Annotated in this window: 9 protein-coding genes; 5 read left to right on the forward strand and 4 right to left on the reverse strand. The window is 67.3% G+C overall.

What is annotated here, in order from left to right:
• Positions 1–2392 (forward strand): DUF2339 domain-containing protein (locus DU475_RS20630; RefSeq protein ID WP_164633180.1); only part of this gene is annotated, 2392 nt, incomplete at its 5' end.
• A gap of 2 nt (positions 2393–2394) precedes the next feature.
• Here DU475_RS20630 and DU475_RS20635 read toward each other — a convergent pair.
• Positions 2395–3138 (reverse strand): alanyl-tRNA editing protein, encoded by a 744-nt coding sequence (locus tag DU475_RS20635; RefSeq protein ID WP_164633181.1) that lies wholly within the window; start codon positions 3136–3138, stop codon positions 2395–2397.
• Between the two features lie 296 nt (positions 3139–3434).
• Between DU475_RS20635 and DU475_RS20640 the strand changes: the two genes are divergently transcribed.
• The gene (locus DU475_RS20640) at positions 3435–4859 is read left to right on the forward strand and encodes an aminotransferase-like domain-containing protein (RefSeq protein ID WP_246700375.1); all 1425 of its coding nucleotides are present in this window, start codon (positions 3435–3437) and stop codon (positions 4857–4859) included.
• Between the two features lie 25 nt (positions 4860–4884).
• Here DU475_RS20640 and DU475_RS20645 read toward each other — a convergent pair whose 3' ends face one another.
• Complete coding sequence (locus DU475_RS20645) at positions 4885–5457, reverse strand: hypothetical protein (RefSeq protein WP_047309532.1); 573 nt, start codon at positions 5455–5457, stop codon at positions 4885–4887.
• Between the two features lie 114 nt (positions 5458–5571).
• Positions 5572–6558, reverse strand: coding sequence for an acrylyl-CoA reductase (NADPH) (gene acuI, locus DU475_RS20650; RefSeq protein WP_047309533.1), 987 nt, complete (start codon positions 6556–6558; stop codon positions 5572–5574).
• 353 nt (positions 6559–6911) lie between these two features.
• On the opposite strand from acuI, the gene nadA reads away from it, so the two are divergent.
• The 3 genes from nadA to nadC all read left to right on the forward strand — a co-directional run bounded on the left by nadA (position 6912) and on the right by nadC (position 10625).
• On the forward strand, positions 6912–8024 hold the full coding sequence (gene nadA, locus DU475_RS20655) for a quinolinate synthase NadA (protein WP_047309534.1): 1113 nt from the start codon (positions 6912–6914) through the stop codon (positions 8022–8024).
• A gap of 93 nt (positions 8025–8117) precedes the next feature.
• Positions 8118–9734: an L-aspartate oxidase gene (locus tag DU475_RS20660; RefSeq protein WP_047309535.1), complete on the forward strand. Its 1617-nt coding sequence runs from the start codon at positions 8118–8120 to the stop codon at positions 9732–9734.
• Positions 9735–9749: 15 nt separating this feature from the next.
• The gene (gene nadC, locus DU475_RS20665; protein ID WP_142881949.1) at positions 9750–10625 is read left to right on the forward strand and encodes a carboxylating nicotinate-nucleotide diphosphorylase; all 876 of its coding nucleotides are present in this window, start codon (positions 9750–9752) and stop codon (positions 10623–10625) included.
• Between the two features lie 186 nt (positions 10626–10811).
• Here nadC and DU475_RS20670 read toward each other — a convergent pair.
• Positions 10812–11772, reverse strand: a 961-nt coding sequence (locus DU475_RS20670; protein WP_164633182.1) for a cell wall hydrolase, incomplete at its 5' end; no start/stop codon positions are given.

Raw genomic sequence — 11772 nt, forward strand, 5'->3', positions numbered from 1 at the left:
CACCCGCTGGGTGGTGTGGGTCGGTGGCCTGACGCTGGCGCTCGGCGGCTTCTTCATGGTGCGCTACTCGATCGAGCAGGGCCTGCTCGGCCCCGGCGTGCGGGTGCTGCTCGGCGGGCTGTTCGCGCTGGCGCTGCTGATCGCCGGCGAGGGAATGCGCCGCAAGGAGAGCGTCGCCCAGCTCGCCGCGCTGCCGATCGCCAACATCCCGGCGATTCTCACCGCGGCCGGCACCGCGGTGGCGTTCGCGACGGTGTATGCGGCCTACGCGCTGTACGATTTTCTCGTCCCCGCGACCGCCTTCATCCTGCTCGGCCTGGTCGCACTCGGCACGCTGGCCGCCGCGCTGCTGCACGGACCGGCGCTGGCCGGGCTCGGCGTCGTCGCCGGCTTTGCGACGCCGGTGCTGGTGTCGTCGGGCGAGCCCGACTACTGGGCGCTGTATATCTATCTGGCGGTCGTCACCACGGCCGCGTTCGCGCTCGCCCGCATCCGGCTGTGGCGCTGGCTGGCGGTGACAACGGTGGTGCTCGCGCTGCTGTGGACGCTGCCCGGCCTCGAAGGGCCGCAGACGCTGATTGCGCCGCATGCGTTCCATGTCGTCGCCGGCTTCGCGCTCGCCGCACTCTTGGTGGTGTGCGGCCTGCTGTTCGGCCCCTCGATCGAGCCGGGCCGGATCGAACCGGTGTCATCGGCCGCGCTCGCGACCTATCTGCTCGGCGCAGCGCTGATCGTCGTCGCCAGCGCCCACAGCGACGCGGCGCTGACCGTGTTCGCGGTGCTGGTCGCCGCGACGCTCGGCATCGCCTGGCGCGCGGCGGCCGCGACCGCTGCGGTCGGCGCCGCGGCCGGCCTGGTGGGCCTGGTGTTTCTGTCGTGGGTGGTGCGCGGCAGTCCCGAACTGCTGGTGATGCCGGGCGGAGCGTTGCCGGGCATCGGTGCCGATCCGCTGGCCGGCGCGGTAACCACGCATCTGATCGCCGCCACCGTGTTCGGGATCGGCTTCGCCGGTTTCGGCATCCTGGCGCAGGGACGATCGCCGAACGCCGGCGTGCCGGTGATCTGGGCGGCGGCCGGCGTGTTCACGCCGCTGGCGCTGCTGATCGCGCTGTATGCGCGGATCGCGCATCTCGACCGCTCGATTCCGTTCGCGATAGTCGCCGTGGTGCTGGCCGCCGCGTTCGGTTTCGCCACCGAACATCTCGGCAAGCGCGACAACCGGCCGGGACTGCCGATTTCGATCGCGCTGTTCGCCACCGGGACGCTCGGCGCGCTGGCGCTGGCGCTGACCTTTGCGCTGGAGAAGGGCTGGCTCACCATCGCGCTGGCGCTGATGGCGGCGGCGACGGCGTGGATCTCGCTGCAGCGGCCGATCCCGTTCCTGCGCTGGCTCGCCGCGATCCTCGCCGGCATCGTGGTGGCCCGGATCGGCTATGAACCAAGGATCGTCGGCGATGCAGTCGGCACCACGCCGGTGTTCAACTGGCTGCTGTGGGGCTACGGCGTGCCGGCGGCCTCGTTCTGGCTCGCCAGCATCTGGATGCGCCGGCGCGGCGACGACGCGCCGCTGCGCATGGTGGAATCCGCCGCGATCCTGTTCACCGTGCTGCTGGCATTCCTGGAGATCCGCCACGCGGTGAACGGCGGCGACGTCTATCGCGACAGCCCCGGCCTCACCGAAGTCGCCCTGCAGGTCTGCGTCACGCTGGCGATGGCGATCGGCCTCGAACGGCTGCGGCTGCGCAGCCGCAGCCCGGTGCACAACGTCGCCGCGATCGTGCTGGCGATCTTCGCGGCGCTGGGCAGCGTGTTCGGCCTGTTGCTGCTGGAGAACCCGGCGTTCTGGTCGAACTATATCGGTGGCGTGGTGATCAACAGCCTGCTGCTCGGCTATGCGCTGCCGGCCGTGCTGGCGCTGCTGTTGTCCTACGCGGTGGCGGGCGTGCGGCGCCCGGCCTATGCCAACGGCTTCGCCGCATTGGCGCTGATCATGGGGCTCGCTTACGTGACGCTGGAAATCCGGCGGCTGTATCAAGGCCCCGTGCTGTCGCTCGGCGATCCGAGCGACGCCGAACAGTACACCTACTCGCTGGCTTGGCTCGGCTGCGGCGTGCTGCTGCTGGGCGCCGGTCTTGTGTTCGACTCGCAGCGCGCGCGTCTGGCGTCGGCGGTGGTGATCGGGCTGACGATCTGCAAAGCCTTCCTGATCGACATGTCGACGCTGACCGGCGTGTACCGCGCGCTGTCGTTCATGGGCCTCGGTGTGGTGCTGGTGGCGATCGGCTGGCTGTATCAGCGCATCCTGTTCCGGACGCGCCCCGCTGCGGCGGCGACTGCGCCATTGCAGCCGCCGCCGACGGAGTCGTCGTCGAATCGACCGAGTGACGACTGACCTCAGCCGGCGGTCGAGGGCTCGGTTGAAGCCGCAAGGGCGATCTTGACGCGTCTGTTGCGGCGTCCCTTCTTCTCGACGCTGGTTACAGCGAGGCCTGCAATCTCGCCGGTCGATTCCACATGCGTGCCGCCACACGGCTGCCGGTCGATGTCGCCGATGCTCACCAGTCGAAGCTGTCTGCCAGTCTGCGGCGGCGCCGCCTGAACTGTTCGTACCAGCGACGGCATGGCCGACATCTCGTCGGCACTCAGGTGCTGAATCTCGACCGGCAGATCGTTGCCGACCAGCGCATTGAGGCGGTCCGTCAATAGCTGACGATCGAGCGGTGCCTCGATATCGAAATCGAGACGCGCATAATCGGGATAGATCGCGCATCCCGTCACCGGCGCATCGACGAGACTGCACAACAGGTGCAGAGCGGTGTGGAGACGCATCAGCCGGTATCGCCTCTCCCAATCGATCCGGGCCAGCACCTTGGCGCCGATCAGGCTCCGGTCAGGCGGCGTCGCCAGGACATGAGCAATCCGGAGACGGCCGGGGATATATTGCGTATCCGCGACGAGCAGCGGCTCACCGCCGTCCAGGAGCAACTCGCCGATATCACCCGGCTGGCCGCCACTCTCCGCATAGAAGATCGTCTTCTCGAGACACACGCCAGTATCGGACTGGTCGACGATCGTCGTCTCCAGTTCCCGAACATAGGCATCGGTTTCGAACAGCTTGATCGTGGGGACGATAGTCATGGCGCCTCGGTTGCGGACAAACAGTATGGGCGATCGGGTGAGCCCACGCGACGGCCGTGCCCTGGCGATGTCGCGCGCAGTGCGGCCACCGCCGGAGATTCAATCGCGCTCCGGATCTCGTTGCGTTTGGATCGTTGGTATTAGAGGCGGATCAGACCGGGACTAGCCCTGAACACACCTCGAACGTGGTGCATCGATCTTCATGAGGAACACGGCCGGGATATTACCATGCGACCTCCTGCTCATCGGCTCGCACCACGCGTCCCTCTTGGCCGAACTAACAACACGACCAGAGGTTGATTTGCATCATCTGCAGACGCATTGTTCGGGTCAATCGAAACATTGTCTGGCAAACAATGTGGACGCCCGACCTTACCGGCAGACATCCCGTTCGCTACGTCGCCATCGTCGAAGCCTTGGCCGAGGCGATCGCGAGCGGCGTGTTGCGGCCGGGAGACCGGCTCCCCACCCATCGTGAGCTCGCCTGGCGCCTCGAGGTCAATGTCAGCACGGTGTCGCGCGCTTACGCCGAGGCGAGCCGGAGACATCTGATCTCCGGCGAGGTCGGACGCGGGACTTATGTGCTGTCCGAGAGCCGAGAAGCGGTCCTGTTCGTTCTCAAGGAGCCGAACGACAACACCGCTGTCATCGATCTGTCCACCAACGTTCCGGCAATCGATCCGTCGACGACCGATCTGGATCTGGCCCTGGCGGACATCGCAGGTGATGGAGGATTGGCTGCCGCGCTCGATCATCCGACACCCACGCTGATTGCCCGCACCCGCGCCACCGCAGCGAGTTGGGTCGCCGCGCGCGGTCTGGAATTGCGCCCCACCGACATCGTGCCGACGGCAGGCGCGCACCAGGCATTGCTCGCGGTGCTGCTCTCCATCTGCACTGCCGGCGAACCGGTGCTGGTCGAGGAACTGACCTTTCCCGGTATCAAGGCGTTAGCTCGCCAGCTCGGTCTGCCGCTGCATGGCGTCACGATGGATGCTCAGGGCATCGTGCCGGAGGCGCTCGACCGCGCCGCACGGGCGACCTCGGCGCGCATCGTGGTGCTGGTCCCTGCGCTGCAGAATCCCACCGGCGCGACGATGAGCGAGGCGCGCCGCGCCGAGGTGGCCGAGATCGCGAAGCGGCGCGATCTGCAGATCATCGAAGACGATATCTACGGCACCCTGGCAGCGACGCCGCCACTGGCGATGCTGCTGCCGGACCGCTGCACACTGGTCACGAGCTTCTCGAAGTCGGTCGCCGCCGGCCTGCGCTTCGGATTAGTTGCAGGGGCCGGCCCGGTTGCGCGTGCCGTTGCGGCCGAGCCGCAGACGACACTGTGGCCATTGGCGCCCTTGATGGCAGAGATCGCCTGCCGATGGATGGAAGACGGGACCGCCCTGCGCCGCGCCAAATGGCAGCGCGACGAGGTGGGTGTTCGTCACCGGCTCGCTCGCCGTGTTCTGCCCAATGGTCGGGTCGGCAATCCGCCGCCGTCGCCGCACGCGTGGCTCGCCGCGCCGCCGGAGATGGCAGACCCGGTGGCCGCATGCCGAGCTGTCGGGATTGATGTCGTCTCGGCGGCGACCTTCGCAGTCACCCGCGCGGCGCCGCGTCGAATCCGGATCAGCCTGACGGCAGCGAAGACGCGCGCCGAACTCGGCCGCGCGTTGGACCGGCTCGCAGCCATCGGAATTTCATGGCCAACGGATTTTGAAACGTGATGCGGACGGCGTGCCGCAATTCAGCTCAGTCCGTGGAGCGGCGCAGCTCGGGCGCGGCCTCGACCTTGGGCGGATCGAGCCGGGCCGACTCGACGCGCGGTGTCGGTACGCTGGCGGTGACTTCGGCGCGCTGCTGGGTGCCGGGCGGGTGCAACGACCGCGGCCGGCTTTGCGAACTCTGCGAGTGCGAGATCGCGCGCGCGAGCTGGATCCGGCCCTGATGGCGGAAGTCGCAATACGCAAAGCCCATCCCCGACACCGAACCGCGGAAGCTGCGCTCGCTGGTCTTGGTCAGGTTGAAGCAGGGCTCGAACGGGATGCCCTTGATCGACGCGCAGATCGACTCGCCGCGAACCTGGAGCGTATTGCCCGGCAGGCGCATGAAGCGGTTGGGTCCGGACCCCGAAAACTGCACCGCACCGGCGGCGCCGCCATCGTCGAACACGCGGCCGGCGCCGCGGGTTCCATCGAAGCAGGTAAAGGCGAACACCTTGTTGGCGACGAATTTGCGCGCCTCGTCCGCGTTCATCGAACCGGCCATCGCCGGAAGGACCGTCGCGCCTGAGATCACAGCGCCGACAACGAAACGCGCAAACATGCCTGTACTCCTACTGGGAGCGGGTTAAACTCGCTTAACCCGTTCCTTACCATACAAACTGCGGCGAGAATGGCGCAGCTTGGTTGGTAAAGTCTGAACGAACTAACCGATCCCCTACGTAATTTTCACCACGATCCGGCCGCGGACTTGGCCAGCCAGCACCTTGGCGCCGGCCTCGATGACTTGGTCGAGGCTGATTTCCTGCGTGATTTCCGCGAGTTTCGCCGGTTCGAGGTCGGTTGCGAGCCGTTCCCAGGCGCGCTTGCGGTCCGGCAGCGGGCACATCACCGAGTCGATGCCGTAAAGACACACTCCGCGCAAAATGAATGGGGCGACCGAGCTGGGCAGATCCATGCCGGCAGCGAGGCCGCAGGCTGCAATCGCGCCGCGGTACTTGGTCATCGACAGCAGATTGGCCAGCGTGGTCGAGCCGACGCTGTCGATGCCGCCGGCCCAGCGCTCCTTCGCCAGCGGCTTGGCCGGACCGGACAATTCGTTGCGGTCGATGATTTCGGCGGCGCCGAGCTGGCGCAGATAGGCCTCTTCGGACGCCCGGCCGGTCGAGGCGATGACCTGATAGCCGAGCTTGGAGAGCAGCGCGATCGCCACCGAGCCGACGCCGCCCGCCGCGCCGGTGACGACCACCGGGCCATCCTTCGGCGTCAGGCCGTGCTTCTCCAGCGCCAGCACGCTCAGCATCGCGGTGTAGCCGGCGGTGCCGATCGCCATCGCGTCACGCGCGCTCAGGTTTTCCGGCAGGCGTACCAGCCAGTCGCCCTTGACGCGGGCTTTCTCCGCATAGGCGCCGAGATGGGTCTCACCCATGCCCCAGCCGTTGCACACCACCTTGTCGCCGGGCTTCCAGTCCGGATGCGAGGACTCGGTCACGGTGCCGGCGAAATCGATGCCGGCGATCATCGGAAAGCGGCGAACCACCGGCGCCTTGCCGGTGAGCGCGAGGCCGTCCTTGTAGTTGAGCGTCGACCATTCCACCGACACGGTGACGTCGCCGTCCATCAGCTCGGCCTCGTCGAACTGCGTCAGCGCCGAAACTGTGCCTTTGTCCGCCTTGTCGATGCGGATCGCCTTGAACGTCGCCATGTCGCGCCCCCCTTGATTTGTGCTTGTCGGTGCCGACGTGAGTTAGAGAAAGGAGCAGCCGGCTGTAAAGCTCAGGTTGCGCCGCAGCGATGCAATTGCGTGACTCTGGTGTGACGATTTAGCCCTTTCGACCTCTAGCGGAACCCAGGGCCGCGTGTTATATTAGATTTGCTCTTATTGAGGATAAGTCGCTTCCTCATAGGTCCTTGAATGTCGGGCGATGGGACGCCCCGAAGGCTCAAGGAAGCGGTCAAACGCAGCGGTTGTAAATTGCCGGCCCATTGTGGCCGGATTTCTCAAACCCAGTATATGCTCAAACTGAGTATATATGGCATGGGTACAAGGAGGCGTCGATGCCGCTTGCTGAACTCTACGGTCCGGAGAATTTCGGCCTGCCGCCGCATGCGCGTCAAGCTTCGCTTCCGCGCGCCCCGCTGAGCGCGACCGAGCGAGCGAGCGCGCTGCCGATGCCGTCGCTGGAATGGACGCCCGAGGTCGAGGCGGCCACCGCTCACCTCTACGAGAAGGTGCAGAACGTCATTCCGCCGGTCGAGTGGCCGTTCATGGCGCCCTACATCAAGGCGATCAACGAGCTGAAGCGCGAACGCGACGCCGTGATCCTGGCGCACAACTATCAGACGCCGGAAATCTTCCACTGCGTCTCCGACATCGTCGGCGATTCGCTGCAGCTCGCGATCGAGGCCACCAAGGTCAGGGCCTCGACCATCGTGCAGTGCGGCGTTCACTTTATGGCGGAAACCTCGAAGATCCTGAATCCGCAGAAGCGCGTGCTGATCCCTGATTCACGCGCCGGCTGTTCGCTGGCCTCTTCCATCACCGGCGCGGATGTCCGTCTGCTGCGTGAGAAATTCCCCGGCGTTCCGGTCGTGGCTTACGTCAACACGTCGGCAGACGTGAAAGCGGAAGTGGATATTTGCTGCACCTCTTCGAACGCCGTGCGGGTAGTCGAGAGCCTCGGCGTCGACCGCGTGATCATGGTGCCGGATCAATATCTGGCGAAGTACGTCGCGTCGCAGACCAAGGTGAAGATCATCGCCTGGAAGGGCGCCTGCGAAGTGCACGAGCGCTTCACCGGCGACGAGCTGCGCGTCTATCGCGAGGCCGATCCGAGCGTGAAGATCATCGCGCATCCGGAATGCCCGCCGGACGTCCTGGCGGAGGCCGACTTCACCGGCTCGACCGCGCACATGATCGACTGGGTCAAGACCAGGCACCCAAAGCGCGTGGTGATGATCACCGAATGCTCGATGGCCGACAACGTCCAGGCCGAGCTGCGCGACGTCGAGATGGTGCGGCCGTGCAATCTGTGCCCGCACATGAAGCGGATCACGCTGGCGAAGATCCTCGACAGCCTCGTGTACCTGCGCGAAGAAGTCACGGTCGATCCCGCCATCGTCGCGCCGGCCCGGCGCTCGGTGGAGCGGATGATCAACCTGAACAACTGAGCCTGAAGGCTCACGACGGATGGCGGCGTCCGTGCCGCCATCGCTGTGCATCGAAGGCGTTCGCGGACAGTCGCGTGAGAGTTGGATCGCCGCATGAACAGCACGCCCGAGTTCGCACATCTTGGCGTCCATGGTGACGTCGTCATCGTCGGCGGCGGTCTCGCCGGGCTGTTCTGCGCGCTGAAGCTGGCGCCGCGTCCGGTGACGGTGATCAGCGCCGCGCCGCTCGGCGAAGGCGCCTCCACCGCCTGGGCGCAGGGCGGCATTGCGGCCGCGGTCGGCGAAGGCGACAGCGCCGAATCGCACGCAGCCGACACCATCGCGGTCGGCGCCGGCCTGGTCGACGAGGCGGTGGCGCATCGCCTCGCCGGCGAAGCGGCGGCACGCATCCACGATCTGCTCAGCTACGGTGTGCCGTTCGACCGCGACCTCGAAGGACGGCTGGCGGTCGCGCGCGAGGCGGCGCATTCGGCGCGGCGCATCGTCCACGTCCGCGGCGACATGGCGGGCCAGGCGATTATCAGCGCGCTGACCGATGCCGTCCGCAAGACGCCGTCGATCAAGGTGATCGAAGGCTGGTTCGCCGACGGGCTGCTGATGCACGACGATGCGGTCGCCGGATTGCGGCTGCGCAAGGTCGGCCACGCCGCCGGAGCGCCGATGCACATTGCGACGCGCGCCGTGGTGCTCGCCACCGGCGGCATCGGCCATCTCTATGCAGTCACCACCAATCCGGTCGAGGCCCGCGGTGTCGGTCTGGCGATCGCAGCCCGTGCCGGCGCGCGGATCGCCGATCCGGAATTCGTCCAGTTTCATCCGACCGCCATCATGGTCGGCCGCGACCCGGCGCCGCTCGCCACCGAGGCGCTGCGCGGCGAAGGCGCGATCCTGGTCAACGGACAGGGCGACCGCTTCATGCTGGCGGCGCATCCGCTCGCCGAGCTGGCGCCGCGCGATATCGTCGCCCGCGGCGTGTTCGCCGAAGTCGCCTCCGGACGCGGCGCCTATCTCGACGCCACCAAGGCGCTCGGCAAACACTTCGCCGAACATTTTCCGACCGTGTACGAGAGCTGCATCTCCGCCGGTATCGATCCGGCATCGCGGCCGATCCCGATCGCGCCGGCGGCCCACTACCATATGGGCGGCATCGCGGTGGACATGCACGGCCGCAGCTCGCTGCACGGGCTGTGGGCGGCGGGCGAAGTATCCTGCACCGGCGCGCATGGCGCCAACCGGCTCGCCTCCAATTCGCTGCTCGAAGCCGTCGTCTACGCGGCGCGGATCGCCGAAGACATCGCCGGCACCGAACTCACCGCCACCAAGTCGCGGCTCGACGTGCCGGAGGGGCGCAGCACGCCGATCGATCCGGCGCAGGAGCTACGGCTGCGGCAGGCGATGGCCGGCAAGGTCGGCGTGATCCGCGACCGCGAGGGATTGACCGAGGCGGTGCGGATTTTCGCGGCGCTGGAGGCCGAAACTTCATCGACCACCCTCGCCAATATGGCCACGGCGGCGCTGCTGGTCGCTACCGCAGCATTGGCTCGCACCGAGAGCCGCGGCGCGCATTATCGCGCCGACTATCCGGCCGAGAACCCGGCGCAGGCCAGGCGCACCACGACTTCGCTGGCGCAGGCCCGCGAGCGCGCCGCCGCGCTGGGCGCCGGCGTCGCGCACGACAGCCGCACGCCGGCACAATCCGCCCTCGCCTGATCAGGATCGTTCTTCATGTCGCCGACTGCCTTGCTGCATCCCGATGCATTCCTGTCGCCATTGGCGATCACCGACGCGGTGCGCCGCGCGCTCGACGAGGATCTCGGCCGCGCCGGTGACGTCACCTCGGTCGCGACGATCCCGGAAGCGACAAAGGCCCACGCCATCCTGGTGGCGCGCCAGGGCGGCGTGATCGCCGGCTTGCCGCTCGCGGTCGAGACCTTCCGCCAGCTCTCGGCGGATGTCGCGATCACCGCGCATGTGCGCGACGGCGACACGGTCGCGGCGGGCATTCAGGTGCTGACGATCTCTGGGCCGGCGCGCGCCGTGCTGACCGGTGAACGCACCGCGCTGAACTTCGTCGGACGGCTGTCGGGCATCGCGACGCTGACGGCGGACTACGTCCGGCACACCGCCGGCAGCAAGATGCGGATCTGCTGCACCCGCAAGACCACGCCCGGCCTGCGCGCGCTGGAGAAATACGCGGTGCGCTGCGGCGGCGGCTTCAACCACCGCTTCGGCCTCGACGACGCCATCCTGATCAAGGACAACCATATCGCGGTCGCCGGCGGCATCCGCCCGGTGCTGGAAGCGGCGCGATCCAAGATCGGTCATCTGGTCAAGATCGAGATCGAGGTCGACACCCTCGATCAGCTCCGCGAGGTGCTGGATACCGGCCTCGCCGACGTCGTGCTGCTCGACAATATGGATCTCGACACGCTGAAGCAGGCGGTGGCAATGAGTGCCGGCCGCGTCGTGCTCGAAGCCTCCGGCGGCGTCACCCGCGAGTCGATCAGCCGCATCGCCGCCACCGGCGTCGACTACGCCTCCTCCGGAGCACTGACTCACTCCGCCCCGAACTTCGACGTCGCGCTGGATATCGACGCGTAGGCAGACGGTTAGCCGAGACGCTTTCGGCTAAAGCCAGACAGCGACTATCTGAAGGCGCTGCGCCCAAAGCGCCGCCTTCCAACCGCGAGATTCCGGGTTCGCGCTACGCGCGCCCCGGAATGACTGCTTGGGACATGTGGAAGATACCACCGACCGCGGGGTCGATGCCCGTACTCTACGACGCGCTTAGTTGCCCTTCGCCTGAATCTCCGCCGAGCTCCTGGCGGCTTCGGCGAGTTGGGCGGTGATCGAGGCGGTTTCGGCGGCGGTGCCCCAGCTCGGAGCGTCGCGGCCGTCGCCCCAGGCGCGCGGGCGATAGAAGGTATGCACGCCGGTCTTGTACATCTTCTTCATCTCGTGGACCCAGGACGGCCGCACCCAATAGGCGTGGTAATGAGTCGACTTGCCGACCTCGGGCAGCCACAGCTTGCCGTCGAGCATCGCCCGGGCGATCTTGCGGGCGCGGTCCCACATCTCCGGTTCACGCACAACGTCGGCGACGTTGTCGCAGGCGAAGGTGAACTGGCATGCGTAGCGGCGGTGCTTGTTCTGATAGACGACACCGCAGACGTTGGGCGGATAGAAACCGGAGAACGCGCGGTTGAGCACCACCTGCGCCACCGCGATCTGGCCGCGCACCTTTTCGCCGCGGGATTCGAAATACACCGCCTCCGCCAGGCACTTCTCGTGTCTGGCACGCTGCTTCGAATCGATGGCCAGACCGAGCCGTTCGGCCGGCGTCTTGACGTGATGGTCGGCGTTGACCTGGCCCTTGCCGGCGATGGTCTCGCCCGAGGCGGACGGATCGAGCGCAGCGGTCGATGGCAGCGGCGATTTCATCTCGGGGTCGGCGGCGTTCGGCGACACGATGATCGGCTCCTCGCCGGGCTGCCACCGCTCCAGCGTCTCCTCCATGCCGCCGAGCGATCCGGTGCCGAAGAACAGGCTGGCGGTCTTGAACGCGAACGGATCGCGCGGCGCCGCGGTATCGGCGCCGGGCGCCGGGGGCTGCTCGTCCGGCGACAGCGAACCGTCGTATTGCGACAACGGCTCAGATTGCAGCGCTTCGGCGAGTTCAGGATCGAGCGCCGGCGCGGCGTCGGTCGCCGTGAGCGCCGCGGCGGCGTCGGCAGGCGCCGGATCGGCG

Origin of the sequence: Rhodopseudomonas sp. WA056 (assembly GCF_010906995.1) — a bacterium.
GTDB classification, from domain to species: Bacteria; Pseudomonadota; Alphaproteobacteria; order Rhizobiales; family Xanthobacteraceae; genus Rhodopseudomonas; species Rhodopseudomonas palustris_G.

What these genes read in the sequence shown, in the direction of transcription:
- DU475_RS20635 (WP_164633181.1), bottom strand. Translation starts at nt 3,138, where the DNA reads ATGACTATCGTCCCCACGATCAAGCTGTTCGAAACCGATGCCTATGTT.
- acuI (WP_047309533.1), bottom strand. Translation starts at nt 6,558, where the DNA reads ATGGCGACGTTCAAGGCGATCCGCATCGACAAGGCGGACAAAGGCACA.
- DU475_RS20645 (WP_047309532.1), bottom strand. Translation starts at nt 5,457, where the DNA reads ATGTTTGCGCGTTTCGTTGTCGGCGCTGTGATCTCAGGCGCGACGGTC.
- nadC (WP_142881949.1), top strand. Translation starts at nt 9,750, where the DNA reads ATGTCGCCGACTGCCTTGCTGCATCCCGATGCATTCCTGTCGCCATTG.
- DU475_RS20660 (WP_047309535.1), top strand. Translation starts at nt 8,118, where the DNA reads ATGAACAGCACGCCCGAGTTCGCACATCTTGGCGTCCATGGTGACGTC.
- nadA (WP_047309534.1), top strand. Translation starts at nt 6,912, where the DNA reads ATGCCGCTTGCTGAACTCTACGGTCCGGAGAATTTCGGCCTGCCGCCG.